Source organism: Aliiroseovarius sp. ABM4_368 (genome assembly GCF_056161205.1).
On the sequence record NZ_JBSWYR010000004.1, the window covers coordinates 234,485 to 253,527 of the forward strand.

The window sequence follows — 19,043 nt, forward strand, 5'->3', positions numbered from 1 at the left end:
TGCAGCAAGAAATGCGCGATAATGACAGCACGTTTAACAACCAAATTCCTCGTAGCCTCGGCGATTACTGTTCGGCTCCATCACAACGGACATCGCGGGGGGCAGCAACGTCATGAAAGCTCGCGTTGTTCTTGGTCTGCGGCTCGATAAAAGACATGCGAAGCGCAAAAAACATTTTCCGCCCCACCATCCTGTTGGCACTGGCTCTGATGGCCATCCTCGTGATGATGATCTTGCCTATGCCCGCATGGGTGCTAGATCTTGGCCTTGCGGCGTCCTTTGCGTTGGCTATTCTGATGTTCACAGTCACACTGTTCATCGAGCGTCCACTTGATTTCTCGGCCTTCCCGACGGTGTTGCTTGCCTCGTTGATGCTCAGGCTTTCACTGAACGTATCTTCCACCAAACTGATCATTGGAAACGGGCACACTGGCACCTCGGCGGCTGGAAGCGTGATCGAAGGGTTTGCCAGTTTCGTCATGGGTGGCAGCATCCTTTTGGGGTTGGTCGTCTTCTGTGTGCTTTTGATTGTCAACTTTATCGTCATCACCAAAGGTGCCACTCGCATGGCAGAAGTTGGCGCACGGTTCGCGCTTGACGGTATGCCAGGCAAACAGCTCGCTATTGACAGCGACATGTCTGCGGGGGCGATCGATCATGCCGAAGCAAAAGCGCGACGCGAACAGGAACAGGCTGAAACCACCTTTTTCGGCTCACTCGATGGTGCATCAAAATTCGTGAAAGGTGATGCTGTTGCAGGGCTTCTGATCACCTTTCTGAACCTCGTCATGGGGCTGATCATCGGCGTCGTCATTCACGGAATGGACCTGTCATCCGCCTTTCAAACCTACGCGATTTTGACCGTAGGTGACGGGTTGGTCACGCAGATCCCAGCCGTCATCATTTCGATCGCTTCGGCACTTCTGTTGGCACGGGGCGGCACTTCGGGCTCAACCGATCTGGCCCTGTTTTCGCAGTTCGGAAAGCACCCTTCTGCACTTGCGACGGTCGCTTTCTTGATGGCGCTTTTCGGGTTGGTACCCGGCCTGCCCTTCATCCCATTCATTCTGGGTGCTGCAGTTCTTGGGTCGGCGGCATGGTGGGCTGCAAAGCAGCAGGAAACCGTAGCGCAAGCCGAAGCGCTGGACATACCAGATGGCGTGACTGAAACTCCCGAAGAAAGCATTGGTGACATTCTGGATTTGGATGATATCCACGTCGAATTTGCCGCCGATCTTGTCGCAATGGTTCTGGATCCTGCGACTGGTCTGGACGCCCGCATTTCCAGTATTCGGAACCACACCGCAAGCGCCTTCGGCCTGATCCTGCCAGAGATCCGACTGACTGATAATGGATCACTTCCAGCCGGGACCTACACGATCAAGATCCAGGGGGTCGAACAAGCGCGTAACCGCTTGGTCCCCGACAAAGCGCTGATCATCCTCAGCGGTGAAGACGCCCTGCTGCCCGAGGGCGAAGACGTACTAGAACCCGTTTACCAAGCCCCCGCGCGTTGGATTGCGGAAAGCGATCAGGAAGAGGCCGCACTGGCCGGCTGCGCCGTTGTGTCATCAACCGAAGTGCTGGCCACACACCTTCTGGAGGTGATGAAGCAGAACTTCCCACGGCTTTTGGGTTTGAAAGCACTGCGGCGTTTGCTGGATGAGTTTGTAAATCTGTCTGACCCTGCCCGAGCCGAGGCCAACCGCCGACTTCTGGACGAACTTGTCCCGGACAAGGTCCCACTTGATTTGCTGCATTCTGTCCTGCGCCTGCTGCTGGAGGAACGGGTCTCTATCCGCAACCTTCCTGTCATTCTGGAAAGCGTGGCCGAGGCCCGGCCCGTATTCGGCACGCCCGAGGCCATCTGCGATCATGTCCGACAACGGTTGAATTTCCAGCTTTTGGCCGAATTAAAGCGCGACGATGGTACCATCCCTCTGGTGCAACTGGCCCCGGAATGGGAGGCGTGTTTTCAATCTCACCAGCTAGACCCAGAACGGGGCGAGGTTGCCCTCCCCCCGGAGGAGTTCAACCGGTTGGCCAACGCGGTGGCGGACAAGATCGCGCGGGCGGGCGAAACCGGGATCTATCCTGCCGTCGTAACCTCGTCCCGGCGTCGTCGTTTCCTGCGCACCGTCCTGTCAGCTAAGGGCATCGCCAACCCGGTCCTATCTTTCGAAGAAATCGGGACCGAGGCGCGACCATCGTTGGTCGGGTTGGTGCCTGCATGAACGAACAACTTGCACAGATCATGGCGCAATCGCAGACATTTTTCATGCTGGGATTTGTCGTGTTTCTGCGTGTCGGCGCGGCGATGGCATTGCTGCCCGCATTCGGGGAATCCATGGTTCCCGCGCGCATCCGCTTGTTCCTTGGATTGGCCTTCACAGTCATCGTGGCACCAGCAGTGGCCGCAAACGTGAACGCATCGCTCGACGCTCTGCCCTCGCCAATCTATTTGATGAGCGAACCGATCATCGGGCTGGGCTTCGGGATCGCCCTGCGCTTGGCCATCATGGCCCTGCAAATCGCAGGAAGTATTGCCGCGCAGTCCACATCTCTGGCGCAGCTGATGGGGGGCAATAACTCGGACCCGCAACCTGCCATCGGACATGTTTTGACGATTTCGGGGCTGGCTTTGGCCGTGATGCTGGGGCTGCACGTCAAGATAACCGAGGGGTTTATTCTGTCCTATCAAGCCTTTCCCATCGGCAACCTGCCCGATCCCCAGGGCTTTTCGGATTGGGGCATCGCGCATATCGCCCGCAGCTTCGGCTTTGCGTTCACGCTGGCCGCACCGTTTATCATTGTGTCTCTGCTTTACAATGTGGCCCTTGGCGTCATCAACCGCGCCATGCCGCAGTTGATGGTGGCATTCGTTGGCGCGCCCGCCATCACAGCAGGCGGATTGATCCTGCTGGCACTGACCACTCCTGTGTTGTTACCCATCTGGCAACGCGCCTTGGAAGCCTTGTTGCTTGATCCGTTCAGGGGGTGGTGATGGCCGGCGAAGACGACGATAGCAAGCAACACGAGCCAACCCAGAAGAAACTGGATGATGCCAGAAAACGGGGCGAGGTCGCCCGATCCTCGGACCTAAACACGGCCATGTCCTATATGGTTCTGTTGTTGCTCGCGACGGCAATCGGTGCGTCCACTTTGACCGGGCTTGGAAGCGTTCTTGCCTCGCTAATCGAACGCTCGGATCAGCTTGCTGAAAACGCCTTTCAAGGTCGCGGAGCGCCGGTTCTGGCGAATGCTGTCACCTCGATTACGTGGCACCTAACCCCTTGGCTTGTGATGCCCATGGTGGCGGTGCTTGGGCTTACCGTGGTGACGCGCAGCTTCGTGGTTTCGCCTGAAAAGCTGATGCCAAAACTCAACCGAATTTCGCCGCTATCGAATACGAAGAACAAATTCGGCCGTTCGGGCCTGTTCGAGTTCTTCAAAAGCTTCGTAAAGCTGTCGATCTATGGCGTCATTCTGGGCTTTTTCATCTGGATCAACCTGCCTGAAATGCTGGCCGCACTAGCTTTGAATCCCGGCATGGTCTCGGTCCTGTTGTTGGATCTATCGGTCGAGTTCTTTGCCATCGTTCTTTTGGTCGCCATGGTCATCGGCGGGGTTGATTACATGTGGCAGCACCAAGAGCATCTGCGCAAAAATCGTATGTCGCACAAAGAGCTGATGGACGAGATCAAGCAAAACGAAGGTGATCCCCATATGAAGGAGCAACGGCGGCAGCGGGCCTATGACATTGCCACGAACCAGATGTTGCAAGATGTGCCCGATGCCGACGTGATTGTCGTGAACCCAACCCATTATGCGGTGGCTCTGAAGTGGTCGCGTCTGCTAGGCGAAGCCCCCATATGCGTCGCCAAAGGCGTGGACGAAATCGCTGCGCGCATTCGCGAGGTCGCCTCGGAACATGGTGTGCCGATCCATCGCGACCCTCCAACGGCACGCGCCTTGCACGCCACGGTCGAGATTGGCAACGAAGTCCCGCCCGATCAGTATCAAGCCGTGGCAGCTGCTATCCGTTTTGCCGAAGACATGCGCAAACGCGCCAAGACATCAGTAAGGAGCCAGAATGGCTGACCCGCTTTCCCAACTTGCCGACCTGACCGCGTTGGCACTTGACCGCGCCATGGCTGAGCTTTCGATCACCTCGGCCAATATTGCCGAGCTGGAAGAGCAGATCGCAGATCTTCGAATGCGGCTGACCCAACTGCCCGGGCTGGACGCGGACACCGGCCAAAATCCCGCGCTGTCCAGCGGGCATTTCGATCAATGGCAAAAGCAGGCTCAGACCCGTTTGCGACAGCTAAATATCATGCTGGCACAAGCCCGATCCGAGCACGAAGAGCGTATGGTCGACACGCGGCTTGCCTTCGGCCGGAACACGGCCATCAAGACTATGCGGGCGAAACGGGCGCAATTGGATAAAGACATGCGGCGCAGACGCGCGGAACACCAATAAAACCACGCACATCCGGCGATTCCCCCCTTTTCAACTGCCCCAATCCGGTCTATAGGCACGGCTTCACAGCGGGGCTTACACCCTTGGAGGATCCCCGCACCTATTAGATATGGAGAAAACCAATGGCACGTGAGATTCCGAATCTTGAAGCCACGGTACGCACGGGGACAGGCAAGGGGGCCGCTCGTCAAGCTCGCCGCGAAGGCCAGGTACCGGGTATCGTATATGGTGGTGGCGCTGACCCGCTGGCCATCAACATCCCCTTCAACGAGCTGTTCAAAAAGCTGAAGGCCGGTCGTTTCTTGTCGACCCTGTGGAACCTGAAGATCGACGGTCAGGAAGACGTCCGCGTGATCTGCCGCAACGTACAACGTGACGTTGTCAAAGATCTGCCGACCCACCTGGACCTAATGCGCCTGCGCCGCACCAGCCGGATCAGCCTGTTCATCCACGTTGAGTTCGAGAACGAAGAAGAAGCCCCCGGTCTGAAGCGCGGTGGCGTTCTGACCATCGTCCGTCCGGAAGTCGAACTGAACGTTCTGGCTGGCGAAATCCCCGAAAAGATCGTCGTTGATCTGACCGGTAAGGACGTCGGCGACGTGATCCACATCTCGGACGTTGCTCTGCCGGAAGGCGCCAAGACCACTGTTGACCGTGACTTCGTCATTGCCAACATCTCGGCCCCCAGCTCGTTGCGTTCGTCGGATGATGAAGGTGATGACGCCGAAGAAGCTGTGGAAGAAGAAGCCGCAGCAGCCGAAGAATAAGCATAGCCTGAAAAGGTGTTGCGAAACGGGATCCTTCGGGGTCCCGTTTTTTTGTGTCAGCTTAGCTGGGCGGCGCGTCCAGACGTTCAAACACCATGACGCTACCGCGCGTACCCCAAGGCATCGGACCAAAACCGTTGGCGAACATATCCATCACCAGCTGTCGCAATGCACGCAGGCCATAGCTGTTGGGGTGGACCTCCATAATCACGATACGCACCTCGGGTCGCCATGCACCACGTGCAAGGGCAAGCTCGGCGCCCTCGATGTCCATCGTAACAACGGTCGGCAAAGCCGCATCTTGCAAGTCAGAGAATTTCAGCGCGGGCACGGTCATAAGCTTGGACGCTTTCTTTTTCTGCTCGCCATCAACCGACACGAACGAGGCCCAGAACCCCGGCAGCATTTCGAATGTAATGGTATCCTCGGGGTGATCATCCGACACCACGGCCCCATGCAAAACGCGCAGCGTTTCACACCCGTTCATTTCCGCGTTGTCGCCGATTGCTTTGAACATGGCGGGGCTGGCTTCGACCGTTGTCACGTTGGCGGCACCCGCCAGCCGGGCGGCTTGTAGTGCGACATAGCCAGCGCCCCCGCCCAGGTCCAAAACACGGTCCTTTGATGTGACGTGCTTCCTTACGGCGGTTGTCTCGTTTGCTTCGTACTGACCTTGCTGGATGACGTTTCGAATCCCATCGGTCATGCATTTCTGCGGAATCTTCAGCTTCAGGCCATCCAGTTTGAATTGCGGCATCGTGCTCTCCTTGGATGGCCGATCACATGGCAGTAATTGCAACGCGGGATCAAGCCAAGTAGATTACTGGGAATGATAATTTCGGGTTCCGATCCCGATGTCCAGAAGGAAAAACGGCATATGAAACTGTTCGTTGGGCTTGGCAATCCGGGTGCGAAATACGCAGGGAACCGGCATAATATCGGCTTCATGGCGGTCGAACGCATTGCCGAGGATCATGGCTTCGCACCGTGGCGCGGCAAGTTTCAAGGCAGTGTCAGCGAAGGCAAACTAGGGTCCGAGAAAGTGATCCTGCTGCGCCCCGAGACCTTCATGAACCTGTCCGGTCAATCGGTGGGCGAGGCGATGCGCTTTTACAAACTAACACCGGACGACGTGATTGTGTTCCACGACGAGCTGGATTTGGCCCCTGGAAAATGCCGGGTTAAGATGGGCGGCGGACACGCGGGCCATAACGGGCTGCGCTCGATCCATGCTCATATCGGGGCCGAGTATCAGCGCGTGCGCATGGGGATCGGCCATCCGGGAAACAAGGCAGCGGTGGCATCTTTCGTGCTGCGCGATTTCGCCAAGGCGGATCAGGAATGGTTGGACGATGTGCTACGCGGGTGCTCGGACGGGGCGGCCGATCTGGCGGCTGGCGACAGCGGCAAGTTTATGAATGCGGTCGGGCGGCGCGTTAACCCTCCCCGCTCGTCGGGCGGGTCCGCGCCAGAGGCAACGCCACAGTCCAAGAAAAAAGCCCCCCCTCAGCCTCGCCCTAAAGCGACACCTGCGGCGGAATCCGAGGACAATCGCAGCCCGATTCAAAAGCTCATGGATAAGTTTTCATGAACCTGAGAAATGCGTTTTCTTATCAGGCGGAGAGCAACCGACAGCTCGAGTCACCCTTCACCGCGCGAATTTTGGATTTGCTTGCAGAGCATCTGCAACCGGGAACGCCGTTGACGGACCGCATGTTTGGCTGGGACGGCAATCTTGGACCTAGCGGCCAATCCCTGCCTCTTCGCTTTCTGGCGGGACTTCACGCGTTGGTGCTGACCGGTGAATGCCAACAGCTTGCAGCCATCTATCCGCCCAATCCTGCGCCAAGCGACGCTCAGATCAAGGCCGCGATTGATGTCGCGCTTGCTAATCATGCAGAAACTCTGGACCGCTGGCTTGATCTCCCTCCGCAAACGAACGAGGTCCGTCGCGCCGCGGTGATGATCGCCGCAGGGCATTGGCTGGCGGCGCGATACGATATGCCCATTGAGGTCTATGAAATGGGGGCCAGCGCGGGGCTGAACCTGATGTGGGATCAGTTTGCGTTGCAGGCTGGCATAGTTCGGCTGGGGCCCGCAGATGCCTTGGTTCAATTGACACCCGATTGGCGCGGGGATCTGCCCACTGGCACAACGCCGACTGTGGTATCTCGGCGTGGTGTCGACCTGATGCCCATGGATATTACGAAGGCAGATGACCTGCTGCGCATGTCATCCTATCTGTGGGCAGATCAACCCGAGCGGCTGGAACGCAGCCGGGCGGCGGCCTCGATCTTTGAGGCGCACGTGGATCAGGGCGATGCCGCTGCTTGGCTGGAAGATCAGCTTCAGAACATCACCCCAGATCACCTGACCCTTATATATCACACCATCGCGTGGCAGTATTTTCCTGAAGACACCCAAACCCGCTGCTTGGCAGCCATCGAAACCGCCGCACAGCGCGGGCCCATCGCTCATCTGTCGATGGAGGCGGATGATACGGACGCACCGGGGGCGGCCATCACCCTGACGCTCTGGCCCGAGGGCCAAAAGTTGACGCTTGGTCGCGTAGATTTTCATGGACGTTGGATGGATTGGACGGCACCCTAAACTCCGAACATCGGAGATTTCATGCGTACCGTTTTTAGATACCTTTTTCGCACTGCTTGTGTCTTTATCGTGCTTCTGGTCCTTGTCGGGCTTTGGCAACGCGAGCGGATTACCCGTCTTCTGGCCGTGAACTCCCTGTTTTCGGAAGGCAAGATCGTCGAGAACTTCTCAAACATGGAGAGTGCCTTTCTGACGCAGACCATGTCGCGCGGGAACGGCCCGGTTTCCCCGCTGCCCCAAGGTGTAAACTGGTCGCCGGATGAAGCGGTCGATGATTGGATCAAGACCCGTGCCGTCACCGGGCTGGTGGTTTTGAAAGACGGTCAGTTGCGCCATGAAAGCTATTACCTTGGCACCGGCTTGACGGATCAGCGGATCAGTTGGTCGATGGCGAAAAGCTATCTTTCAGCGCTTGTTGGGATCGTGATCGAGCAAGGGACCATTACATCACTAGACGATCCTGTCGTGCAATACGCGCCGGAACTGCGGGGCAGCGCCTATGACGGGGCAAGCATTCGCAACGTGCTGAACATGGCCTCGGGCGTCGTGTTTAACGAGGATTATTTGGACTTCCATTCCGACATCAACCGCATGGGCCGCGTTTTGGCGTTGGGGCAGTCGATGGACCAATTCGCGGCGGGGCTTCAGGACCGCTTCGCGCCTGCAGGCGAGACTTGGCAATATGTGTCCATCGATACGCATGTTATTGGCATGGTGGTGCGCGGCGCGACCGGACGCAACATTCCTGACCTGCTTCAAGAACACATCATCACGCCGATGGGTCTTGAGGCCGATCCTTATTACCTGACAGACGGGTACGGCGTGGCGTTCGTTTTGGGTGGGCTGAACCTGACCACGCGCGACTATGCACGCTTTGGCGAGATGTACCGGCAAGATGGCCGCTGGAATGGGCAGCAGATCGTGCCCGCCAACTGGGTTGCCGCGTCAACGCGTCCTTCGGCGCCGACCGCAGCAGGCAACGAGCAATATGGATATCAATGGTGGATGGCCCCCGACGCAACCGACGGCGAGTATTACGCCCGCGGCATTTATGGCCAGTACATCTATATCGACACGGCGCGCGGCGTGGTGATCGCGCTGAACAGCGCGGATCGCGGGTTCCGAGGTGAAGGTGTGAACGATGGGAACATCAGCATGTTCCGCCGCATCGCGGCAGCGATGGACGCCTCATAGCCCTTGACCTTCCCGCTTGGAATTCGCTTTATGCCGACGCCAGCTTGGGCTTCTTCGTCCCTTCGCCAGCATGAATAACACTCTGCTGAAAGGACCAGCCATGAGCTTTATCGCCATGAACCGTTTCCGCGTGCATCCCGGCCGCGAAGAGGAATTTCTAGAGATCTGGCGCACCCGCGAAAGCCGCCTGAAAGAGCTGAAGGGATTCAAGGAATTCCGTATGCTTCAAGGACCAACCACAGATGAGCACACCCTGTTTTCCAGCCATGTGATCTGGGACAGCCGCGAAGACTTTGAAGCCTGGACCAAGTCGGAACAATTCCGAGCGTCGCATTCGGGGGAAAGCAAGCGCAAGAAAACGGGCACCAGCCCCATCATGGGTCACCCGAACTTTGAAGGGTTCGACGTGGTCATGTACGAGAGCTAATCGACGTCACACCATGAAAACGCCCGAGCAATTGCCCGGGCGTTTCCGTCTTTTTCAGGCAAGGCGATCAGTCGCGCAAACGCACAAGATCCCCCATCAAGCCTTCGGTCCCGTTGTGAACCGTCAGGCGCTCGACCTTTCCGGCGATGCTTTCAACGGCCTCAAGCTCTTTCAAGCGCATCATCACCGGGTTTTCCGCCATCACCTTGGCCGTGTTGAGCAGCGAGCGGGTCGCGTTGGTCTCTTCACGGCGCCGGATCACGTTGGCCTCGGCCTCTTTCTGGGCTTCGACCACGCGGTTCAGGATCTCGCGCATTTCGCCGGGCAGGACGACGTCTTTCAACGCAATCTCGCGCAGCTCGATGCCGATAGCCGCCATTTCCTTGCGCACCGTGTCCGCAGGACCTGCCCCGATCACCTCGCGATCGACAAGCAAAGCGTCCAGCGTCACCGCCCCAAGCGCTTTGCGGAACGCAAGCGCCAGCGACAAACGAAGGGTTTCTTCGAAGTCGCGCACACGGGTCGTGGCCAGTTCGGGATCCACTACGCGCATTTCTGCGGCAATGTTCACGCGAATGGTCACACGGTCACGGGTCAGAACCTCGTGCCCGGTCACCTCGAACCCGCGCCAACGGGTATCGATTTGCTTGACCGCAATCACGTGGCCTGCGCGCCAGAAGCGGTGATGCCCCGGCTTAAGCAACCCATGGCGGGTGCCGTTCACAGTCAACACGCCCACATGGCCTTCGGCCACAGGCAGCGTGTTCACGAGACCCGCAAACTGGGTGCGCTCCAGACGCGCAGCCAATGCTGCGTCGATCCAAGGCTCATCGGCCAATTCATGGCGCGAGACTTCGAACGGGCCGAGATCTTTCCAGAACACGGCACGCGCACCGGGCGACAGGACATGCACGATCGCACCTTTGCGGGTTACGACGACCATCTCAGCCTCGCCGGCTTCGACCTCAAGCAAATGCGGCTCGGCCAGCGCAGGGGCTGCACGGAACAGTGCGTCGTCCTGCAAGCTGTTAAACAGATCCGAGTTCAGCACATGGCGTTCCAGTTGCGTATCCCGACGGATGATCCAGTGCTCACCCGCGCCCAGAATCGCGGTAAATTTACCCTTACGCGTCACAAGCATCCGCTCGTTTTCGCCCAGAACCACACGGGTGTGGCCGGTCAGGGTTTTCAAAATGTTCTCAAACAACGCCATGATATTTACTCCTATGTTTAACGTCGTCGTCGCAAATGCGATCTCCTTTTTGATGGGAAGGTTGGGGCGGGATTGCCCACAGTTGTGATCCCCAAAACGGGGGGAAGGGTAAGGACCGCGCCGGGCCAAAGCCCAAGGCGGGACATCGGACGAGAGGGCCGCAGGCCAAGCAGGCATGCGCCCGAACGGGCGTCATGGCTGCGAGTACAGCAAAACCATCATCAGACCTCCGGCCAAGCGCCAGAGCAGAGGGGAACCTAAGGCGCAAGCGCCCGTCAGCACGCCCCCTGCAGGAACGCCCCTGACCCCTGTTAAATAGACCTCGTGTGAGGGCTGGCGTGATAGGCCAGTGCCGATTTAACGACTTTAGATGAGGCGGGAGTCGAACCCGCGTCCGATCGATTCGGAACCGATTGCTCTACCAGACTGAGCTACTCAACGATTTTGGCAGGGATCGAACCTGCAATGACAGAACCTAAATCTGTTGCCGTACCATTTTGGCTACAAAATCCCCGATCGTTTCAGGCACTCTTGGCATACGGGCTGGCAGGGCCGCCCGCACCAGGGGAGTGATCACCTCCGCCCGTTAAGATGTGCACCGTCTGGACCGGACGCCCCTTATAGGAACCGGCGATTTTGCTTTCAAAAGTTTTCGGAAGGCGCATTCTTGATCGTGGCGTGCGCGCAACAATATTTCACACTTGGGTAATTTTTGGAAAGCCTGAACGCGAAATGCAAAGCCGCCGCGCCCGACGAAGGCGCAGCGGCTTTGCAAAAGTTTCAATTTTTAGCAGAGCTTAATCTACGTCGCGGCCTTCGGTGTCCGACATGTCAAAACCCAGATACTTGGCGACGGTGAAGATGTCCTTGTCGCCGCGTCCACACATGTTCATGCAAATGATGTGATCCTTCGGCAGCTTCGGCGCGATCTTGGTCACATGGGCCAATGCGTGACAGGGCTCCAACGCAGGGATAATCCCCTCGGTCGAGCAACACAGCTGAAACGCATCTAGCGCTTCCTTGTCGGTGATCGCTACATACTCGGCGCGGCCAATTTCGTGCAGCCAGCTGTGCTCTGGCCCGATGCCCGGATAGTCCAGACCAGCTGAGATCGAGTAGCCGTCCAAAATTTGTCCATCATCATCCTGCAACAGGAAGGTGCGGTTGCCATGCAGAACACCGGGGCGACCACCAGTTAACGACGCACAATGCTCCATATCGTCATTTACGCCTTTGCCACCAGCTTCGACGCCGATGATGTTTACGTTTTTGTCGTCAAGGAAAGGGTAGAACAGGCCGATCGCGTTCGACCCGCCGCCAATCGCTGCGATGATCGTATCGGGCAAGCGCCCTTCGGCCTTCTGCATCTGCTCTTTGGTTTCCTTGCCGATGATTGACTGGAAGTCACGGACCATCGCGGGATAGGGATGCGGACCCGCTGCCGTGCCGATGCAATAGAACGTGTCCGCTACGTTCGTCACCCAGTCGCGCAGCGCGTCGTTCATCGCGTCTTTCAGAGTGCCACGACCGCTTTCAACGGCAATCACCTCGGCCCCCAACAGACGCATGCGGAACACGTTCGGGGCCTGACGCTGGACGTCATGCGCCCCCATATAGACGATGCATTTCAGGCCGAACTTGGCGCAGACAGTGGCTGTTGCCACGCCGTGTTGGCCAGCTCCGGTTTCCGCAATGATACGGGTCTTGCCCATGCGACGTGCCAGCAGGATCTGCCCAAGCACGTTGTTAATCTTGTGCGCACCGGTGTGATTCAACTCATCCCGCTTCATATAGACCTTAGCACCGCCAAGATGCTTGGTCAGGCCCTCAGCGAAATAGAGCGGGCTGGGGCGGCCGACATAGTGGGTCCACAGATCGTTCATCTCGGCCCAGAAACTGTCGTCGGTCTTGGCTTTCTCGTATTCGGCCTCAAGATCGAGGATCAACGGCATCAATGTCTCGGACACGAAGCGCCCGCCGAAATCGCCAAAACGGCCCTTTTCATCAGGACCGTTCATGAAGCTGTTAAAAAGATCGTTGGCCATGGTGCCCCCCGCCTTTGCGTATTTCACACCTGCATAGATTGGGGGGGCCGGGTTTTCCAGCGGTTTTTGGGCTGCGAGAGCTTCCTTTGCGTCGCGCGCGTAGGGCTAGTCCTTGGCAGCCTGCGCGTTGGAAATAAACGCCCGAACCATGTCCGGGTCTTTCACACCCGGCGCGCTTTCCACGCCCGAAGACACGTCCACCTGCTTGGCACCCGTAAGACGGATTGCTTCGGCGACGTTGTCCGGGGTCAGACCGCCAGCCAGCATCCACGGGCACGGCCAGTATTTGCGCTGCACAAGCGTCCAGTCGAAGGGCACGCCATTGCCGCCGGGCAGATCCGCGCCTTTGGGGGCTTTGGCGTCGATCAAAAGCTGATCGGCAGCTCCGGCATAGCGCTCGATTTGCGCTGTATCTTCGGGTCCGGCGATGCCGATGGCCTTGATTACAGGCAGGCCAAAGCGCGCCTTAACTTCAGCCACACGTTCTGGGCTTTCCGAGCCATGCAACTGGATCATGTCGGCGGTTGTTCCGTTCACGATCTCTTCGATCCCAGCATCGTCCATATTCACCACAAGCGCGACCTTGGCCACGCCTATAGGAACGTCCAGCATCAAAGCAGCCGCCTGCTCGACAGTCACGGACCGCGGGCTTTTGGGGAAAAAGTTGAACCCGATATAGCGCGCGCCAGCCTCGATGGCAGCCGTAAGCTGGGCGGGGTCTTTCAGCCCGCAGATCTTAACTGCAATGCTCATCTTTTTCAGCCGGTCTTGTCCAGAAGCGCTAGAACGTCATCGCCGGTACGCGCTTTGGGTTCACGCAGGGTTTTCACCTCGCGTGCCAGCTGGTCACGTTCCCGACGATTACGCGCACCTTCAGCACGCAGTTTGTGTTCACGCAGCCATTCCCAAACAAAGCCGATCAGTATCCCAGCCACAACGCCGCCAAAAATGACGACGAACAGGGGCAGCGTGATGGACCAGCTCCATCCAAGGAAACCCGACAATTCGCTGGGCAGAATATTCAATGTCACGCTGCCGCGATTGGCCAGCGCAACCGTAATCAACACAACACCAAGTGCCGCCAGAAAGGCGTAACGGATGTACCGCATTTGAACCTCTTATTTGCCGTTCAGTCGATCCCGCAACAGCTTGCCGGTCTTGAAAAACGGAACATGTTTTTCTTCGACTTGGACCGACTCGCCCGTGCGCGGGTTGCGCCCGATACGAGCATCTCTTTTCTTCACCGAAAATGCGCCAAAGCCGCGCAGTTCGACCCGATCGCCACGGGCCATGGCTTCAATAATCTCTTCAAAAATGGCGTTCACAATGCGTTCAACGTCACGCTGATAGAGGTGCGGATTTTCGTCCGCGATCTTCTGGATCAGTTCAGACCGGATCATTCTGGTCCCCCCAAATTGGTCTATCTAATGGATTTTGCATCCTTATTCTGTCGAAGTATAGGAGCAAACCAAAGCCGTGCATACAAGTCTTAGGTAATTTCTTGGGGGAAATTAGACGGATTTCAGCCGTTTTCAGCGCGAAATTTCGATTGCTGCAAACGCACAGCGTTTCCGATCTGGAAACTGTCGCAACGCCGAAAAGCGTGATTCGGCCCGGCCAAAAACAGAACGGCCCCACGCATCGCGCAGGGCCGTTCCGGAATTTATAGCGTTTGGACTTAGTCCTGCTTCAGAGCAGCACCCAGGATATCACCCAGCGATGCACCCGAATCCGACGAACCATACTGTTCTACGGCTTCTTTCTCTTCCGCGATTTCGCGCGCTTTGATCGACAGACCCAGACGACGCGATTTCGAATCCACGTTGGTCACGCGAACGTCGACTTTGTCGCCGACGCCGAAACGCTCAGGGCGCTGCTCGGCACGGTCACGCGACAGGTCCGAACGACGGATGAACGACTTCATGCCTTCGTACTCGACCTCAACGCCGCCATCTTCGATTGCAGTCACTTCAACAGTGATGATCGAGCCACGCTTCACGCCGCCAACGGCTTCTGCGAAGGGGTCACCGTCCAGAGCTTTGATCGACAGCGAGATACGCTCTTTGTCGGTGTCAACTTCCGAAACGACAGCTTTGACAATGTCGCCCTTCTTGAAGTTCTGGATGGCTTCTTCGCCACGCTCGTCCCACGAGATGTCCGACAGGTGAACCATGCCGTCGATTTCGCCGTCGAGGCCAATGAACAGACCGAATTCGGTGATGTTCTTGACTTCGCCTTCGACTTCGGTGCCCTCGGGGTGCGTTTCTGCAAACACTTCCCACGGGTTGCGCATGGTCTGCTTCAGACCCAGAGATACGCGACGCTTGGCGCCGTCGATTTCCAGCACCATGACTTCGACTTCTTGGCTTGTCGAAACGATCTTGCCGGGGTGTACGTTCTTCTTGGTCCACGACATTTCGGAAACGTGTACCAGACCTTCAACACCAGGCTCCAGCTCGACGAATGCACCGTAGTCGGTGATGTTGGTCACGCGGCCAGTGTGCACCGATTCCAGCGGGTACTTGGCAGCAACCAGATCCCACGGATCGTCTTGCAACTGCTTCATGCCCAGGCTGATGCGGTGGGTTTCTTTGTTGATCTTGATGACCTGAACCTTGATGGTTTCGCCGATCGTCAGGATCTCGGACGGGTGGTTAACACGGCGCCATGCCATGTCGGTGACGTGCAGCAGACCGTCAACGCCGCCCAAATCAACGAACGCACCGTATTCGGTGATGTTCTTGACCACGCCGTCAACTGCATCGCCTTCTGCCAGCTTGCCGATAACTTCAGCACGCTGTTCGGCACGTGACTCTTCCAAGATGGCGCGACGCGACACAACGATGTTGCCACGGCGACGGTCCATTTTCAGGATCTGGAAGGGCTGCTTCAGACCCATCAGCGGGCCAGCGTCACGTACGGGGCGCACGTCAACCTGCGAGCCGGGCAGGAACGCAACAGCGCCGCCCAGATCGACGGTGAAGCCGCCTTTGACGCGACCGAAGATCGCGCCTTCGACGCGTGCATCGTCGGCGTATGCTTTCTCCAGGCGGTCCCATGCTTCTTCACGGCGGGCCATCTCGCGCGAGATGACGGCTTCGCCGCGGGCGTTTTCAGCCGCGCGCAGGTAGACTTCCACTTCGTCGCCAACGGCGATTTCAGGGGCTTCACCCGGGTTTGCGAATTCTTTCAGATCAACGCGGCCTTCCATTTTATAGCCGACGTCGATGATGGCTTGGCCAGCTTCAACAGCGATGACTTTACCTTTGACAACCGAACCCTCGTCCGGGGTGTCCATTTCGAAGCTTTCATTAAGGAGGGCTTCGAATTCCTCCATGGTTGCGTTAGCCATGTGGCGTTTCATTCCTTTACAGTCATTTTCACGGGCCGAGCGGTTGTCTCCGCCGGTCTTGGATTTCCCAATTTGGTCAACAGGTTAGACGCAAAACAAAGAGGGCCGATGCATCGGCCCTGCTCGTTCTTTCCTGTGTCGCGGCAATTGCACCTTGTCGACAGGGCGGGATTTACGGGGATTCTACCAGTAAATCAAGGGGGATTGCGCAAATCCCCCTTGGCGCAAAATGCCCGTCCAGCAGCGCGATCAGTCGATCCGGCGTAGTAATTTTTCGTCAGGCTTGCGAACCTTCTTCATCGGAAGCAGCCAATCTCCGCTTTCGTCGCGGTATCCCAGCGGCAGTAAAACAACCGAGCGCAAACCTTGCTCACGCAACCCAAGGATTTCGTCCACTTTCGCTGGATCAAATCCTTCCATCGGTGTGCTGTCCACTTCTACTTCAGCGGCCGCTGCAAGGGCAAAACCTAGAGCGATGTAAGCCTGACGCGCCGCATGTTCAAAATTCACCTGCGCGTCGCGCGGCAGATAAGTGGCTTTCAGATTGTCATAATACTGGGTGAGCATCGGGTTCTCACCGCCACGTTCTTCGGCCATTTGGGTTGTCACGGCGTCAATGCGATCGGCGGTATAGTTATCCCACGCAGCAAACACCAACAGGTGTGACCCTTCGGTGATTTGCGCTTGGTCCCATGCAACAGGGCGAATTTTCTGACGGATTTCGTCGTTTGTAATAACCAGAACCTCGAAAGGCTGGGTGCCCGATGATGTTGGCGCAAGGCGGATGGCATCCAGAATTTGGTTCAGCTTTTCTTCCGGAACCTTTTTCGAGGGGTCCATCTTCTTGGTGGCATAGCGCCAGTTCAGTTTATCAAGCATATCTTACCTTTAAGTCGTTAGCCGGAACCATCCCGGTGAACAGATCAGATATGAATGCTTGACGCGCGCGGCAACCTGATCGGGCGCATGACAGCTATGAATTATCGGCATGCCTCGATTGCGATCACGGCATTTGTGACTGCAGCTTCAATCGATAATTCTGACGTGTCGATGATCACTGCATCTGTGGCGGGTTTCAAGGGCGCCTCTTCCCGTTCGCTGTCGCGTTTGTCGCGGACGATCACGTCGGCCAGCACTTGCGCGCGGGTCACGTCGTGGTCTTTGGCGGAAAGCTCCAAGAAGCGGCGTTCGGCACGTACTTCTGCGCTGGCGGTGACGAACAGCTTCACATCCGCGTCAGGGCAAATCACCGTGCCAATATCGCGCCCGTCCAGCACCGCGCCACCGTCACGGGCGGCGAAGTTGCGCTGGAAGTCGATCAGGGCTGCGCGGACTTCGGCGATCACAGCAACCTTTGACGCTGCCTGCGCCACTTCGGGCGTGCGCAGGTCACCTTGCATGTCGGAAGATGTCAAAGATTGTGCGGCCAGAATCGGGTCGGCCCCTGTCAGCGTCTTCGCGCCAACGGCACGATACAACAGCCCCGTATCCAGATGCGCAAAGCCGAAATGCGCGGCCACGGCCTTCGAGATCGTGCCTTTTCCAGCCGCGGCCGGGCCATCGATGGCAACGGTAAAGCTGCTCATGAATTGCTGCGTACGATTTGCGCGCCAAGTCCTGACATCAGCGGCTCGAACACTGGGAAGCTGGTGGCTATGGGGCCGCCGTCGTCCAAGTTAACCGGCTTTTGAGCGGCGAAGCCGAGGCAGGCAAAACTCATCGCGATACGGTGGTCCAGAACCGTGGCGACGGTGCAACCGCCGGGCACTCCATCGGGGCCAAGGCCCTCGACGCTCCACCAATCCTCGCCTTCGTCCACGGTGACACCCGCGGCACGCAGACCTTTGGCCATCGCATCGATCCGGTCGCTTTCCTTCACGCGCAGTTCGTGCACGCCGGGCATCTCGGTCTTGCCGGTGGCGAAGGATGCCACGACGGACAAAATGGGGTATTCGTCAATCATGCTGGCGGCACGCTCGGGCGGCACCACAATGCCCTTCATGTTAGGCGAATACTTCGCACGCAGATCGGCAACTGGCTCGCCGCCTTCTGTGCGCTCGTTTTCAAAAGTTAGATCCGCGCCCATGTCTTGCAGGGTGTAGAACAGCCCTGCGCGGGTCGGGTTCAGGCCGATATTTGGCACCAGCACGTCAGACCCCGGGACGATCAGCGCCGCACAAACTGGGAAGGCCGCCGAGCTGGGGTCACGCGGGACAACGATGGTTTGCGGTTTCAACTCGGGCTGGCCGGTCAGGGTGATCTTGTGGCCCTCGTCGGTGTCCTCGACGGTGATTTCGGCCCCGAACCCTGCCAGCATCCGTTCGGTATGGTCGCGGGTGGCTTCTTTCTCGATCACCACGGTTGTGCCGGGGACGTTCAGGCCAGCCAGAAGTACCGCAGATTTCACCTGCGCCGAGGCCATTGGCGTGGTGTAGGTCACCGCAACCGGTTCACGCGCGCCGACGATGGTCATCGGGATGCGGCCACCGTCACGGCCATAGCTTTGTGCGCCAAAAAGCGCGATGGGATCCGTTACGCGGCCCATCGGACGCGAGCGCAGCGAGGCGTCGCCGGTAAACGTTGCGGTGATCGGAGAGGTCGCCATCGCCCCCATGATCAGCCGCACTCCGGTACCCGCGTTGCCACAGTCGATCACGTCCTCGGGTTCAGCAAAGCCACCGACGCCAACGCCATTCACGCGCCATTCGCCGTCGCCGAGACGTTCAACATCTGCCCCAAAAGCGCGCATGGCGTCGGCCGTACCCAGCACGTCTTCGCCTTCCAGAAGGCCGGTGATGTGGGTCTCGCCGACCGCCATCGCGCCCAAGATCAGCGAGCGGTGACTGATCGATTTATCGCCGGGCACATTGGCCTCGCCCTTCAACGGGCCAGATTTGCGGGCGGTCATGGGGATGGCGGGGCCGTGGCCGGACATGGGCGTTCTCCTGTAAT

At 58.0% G+C, this 19,043-nt stretch carries 19 protein-coding genes and 1 tRNA gene; 9 read left to right on the forward strand and 11 right to left on the reverse strand.

Annotation, left to right across the window (positions count from 1 at the left end):
• Positions 1-155: 155 nt before the first annotated feature.
• The 5 genes from flhA to ACXAH3_RS13140 all read left to right on the forward strand — a co-directional run bounded on the left by flhA (position 156) and on the right by ACXAH3_RS13140 (position 5,250).
• Positions 156-2,234 (forward strand): flagellar biosynthesis protein FlhA, encoded by a 2,079-nt coding sequence (flhA, locus tag ACXAH3_RS13120; RefSeq protein ID WP_474862541.1) that lies wholly within the window; start codon positions 156-158, stop codon positions 2,232-2,234.
• A complete protein-coding gene (locus ACXAH3_RS13125; RefSeq protein WP_474862542.1) occupies positions 2,231-3,004 on the forward strand; it encodes a flagellar biosynthetic protein FliR in 774 nt (257 codons plus the stop codon). Before flhA ends, ACXAH3_RS13125 begins: the two co-directional genes overlap by 4 nt.
• Positions 3,004-4,101 carry an EscU/YscU/HrcU family type III secretion system export apparatus switch protein gene (locus tag ACXAH3_RS13130; RefSeq protein WP_474862543.1) on the forward strand — a complete coding sequence of 366 codons (1,098 nt, stop codon included), beginning with the start codon at positions 3,004-3,006 and terminating at the stop codon, positions 4,099-4,101. Before ACXAH3_RS13125 ends, ACXAH3_RS13130 begins: the two co-directional genes overlap by 1 nt.
• The gene (locus ACXAH3_RS13135; protein ID WP_474862544.1) at positions 4,094-4,483 is read left to right on the forward strand and encodes a hypothetical protein; all 390 of its coding nucleotides are present in this window, start codon (positions 4,094-4,096) and stop codon (positions 4,481-4,483) included. Before ACXAH3_RS13130 ends, ACXAH3_RS13135 begins: the two co-directional genes overlap by 8 nt.
• 122 nt (positions 4,484-4,605) lie before the next feature.
• A complete protein-coding gene (locus ACXAH3_RS13140) occupies positions 4,606-5,250 on the forward strand; it encodes a 50S ribosomal protein L25/general stress protein Ctc (protein ID WP_474862545.1) in 645 nt (214 codons plus the stop codon).
• 61 nt (positions 5,251-5,311) lie between these two features.
• On the opposite strand, the gene ACXAH3_RS13145 is transcribed toward ACXAH3_RS13140, so the two are convergent.
• The gene (locus tag ACXAH3_RS13145; protein WP_474862546.1) at positions 5,312-6,007 is read right to left on the reverse strand and encodes an FkbM family methyltransferase; all 696 of its coding nucleotides are present in this window, start codon (positions 6,005-6,007) and stop codon (positions 5,312-5,314) included.
• Between the two features lie 120 nt (positions 6,008-6,127).
• Between ACXAH3_RS13145 and pth the strand changes: the two genes are divergently transcribed.
• From pth to hmuQ, 4 genes are all read left to right on the forward strand, one after another.
• Positions 6,128-6,841, forward strand: coding sequence for an aminoacyl-tRNA hydrolase (gene pth, locus ACXAH3_RS13150; protein WP_474862547.1), 714 nt, complete (start codon positions 6,128-6,130; stop codon positions 6,839-6,841).
• Positions 6,838-7,860: a DUF2332 domain-containing protein gene (locus ACXAH3_RS13155; RefSeq protein WP_474862548.1), complete on the forward strand. Its 1,023-nt coding sequence runs from the start codon at positions 6,838-6,840 to the stop codon at positions 7,858-7,860. Before pth ends, ACXAH3_RS13155 begins: the two co-directional genes overlap by 4 nt.
• A gap of 21 nt (positions 7,861-7,881) precedes the next feature.
• A complete protein-coding gene (locus ACXAH3_RS13160; protein WP_474862549.1) occupies positions 7,882-9,054 on the forward strand; it encodes a serine hydrolase domain-containing protein in 1,173 nt (390 codons plus the stop codon).
• A 100-nt stretch (positions 9,055-9,154) separates the two neighbouring features.
• Positions 9,155-9,481, forward strand: coding sequence for a heme-degrading protein HmuQ (gene hmuQ / locus ACXAH3_RS13165; RefSeq protein WP_474862550.1), 327 nt, complete (start codon positions 9,155-9,157; stop codon positions 9,479-9,481).
• Between the two features lie 67 nt (positions 9,482-9,548).
• Here hmuQ and ACXAH3_RS13170 read toward each other — a convergent pair whose 3' ends face one another.
• From ACXAH3_RS13170 to aroA, 10 genes are all read right to left on the reverse strand, one after another.
• Positions 9,549-10,694, reverse strand: coding sequence for a slipin family protein (locus ACXAH3_RS13170; RefSeq protein ID WP_474862551.1), 1,146 nt, complete (start codon positions 10,692-10,694; stop codon positions 9,549-9,551).
• 439 nt (positions 10,695-11,133) lie between these two features.
• Positions 11,134-11,205: transfer RNA gene (locus tag ACXAH3_RS13175), tRNA-Leu, on the reverse strand.
• A 286-nt stretch (positions 11,206-11,491) separates the two neighbouring features.
• Positions 11,492-12,739, reverse strand: a complete 1,248-nt coding sequence (gene trpB, locus ACXAH3_RS13180) for a tryptophan synthase subunit beta (RefSeq protein WP_474862552.1) — start codon at positions 12,737-12,739, stop codon at positions 11,492-11,494.
• Between the two features lie 105 nt (positions 12,740-12,844).
• Positions 12,845-13,492, reverse strand: coding sequence for a phosphoribosylanthranilate isomerase (locus ACXAH3_RS13185; protein WP_474862553.1), 648 nt, complete (start codon positions 13,490-13,492; stop codon positions 12,845-12,847).
• A 5-nt stretch (positions 13,493-13,497) separates the two neighbouring features.
• On the reverse strand, positions 13,498-13,848 hold the full coding sequence (locus ACXAH3_RS13190; protein WP_474862554.1) for a LapA family protein: 351 nt from the start codon (positions 13,846-13,848) through the stop codon (positions 13,498-13,500).
• A gap of 9 nt (positions 13,849-13,857) precedes the next feature.
• Complete coding sequence (gene ihfB / locus ACXAH3_RS13195; protein ID WP_474862555.1) at positions 13,858-14,139, reverse strand: integration host factor subunit beta; 282 nt, start codon at positions 14,137-14,139, stop codon at positions 13,858-13,860.
• A gap of 278 nt (positions 14,140-14,417) precedes the next feature.
• Positions 14,418-16,103 carry a 30S ribosomal protein S1 gene (rpsA, locus tag ACXAH3_RS13200; protein WP_474862556.1) on the reverse strand — a complete coding sequence of 562 codons (1,686 nt, stop codon included), beginning with the start codon at positions 16,101-16,103 and terminating at the stop codon, positions 14,418-14,420.
• Between the two features lie 237 nt (positions 16,104-16,340).
• Entirely contained in the window at positions 16,341-16,970 is a 630-nt protein-coding gene (locus tag ACXAH3_RS13205) for an NAD(P)H-dependent oxidoreductase (RefSeq protein WP_474862557.1), read from the reverse strand.
• 101 nt (positions 16,971-17,071) lie between these two features.
• Positions 17,072-17,677, reverse strand: a complete 606-nt coding sequence (locus ACXAH3_RS13210) for a (d)CMP kinase (protein ID WP_474862558.1) — start codon at positions 17,675-17,677, stop codon at positions 17,072-17,074.
• Entirely contained in the window at positions 17,674-19,026 is a 1,353-nt protein-coding gene (gene aroA / locus ACXAH3_RS13215; RefSeq protein ID WP_474862559.1) for a 3-phosphoshikimate 1-carboxyvinyltransferase, read from the reverse strand. Before aroA ends, ACXAH3_RS13210 begins: the two co-directional genes overlap by 4 nt.
• Positions 19,027-19,043 lie beyond the last annotated feature (17 nt).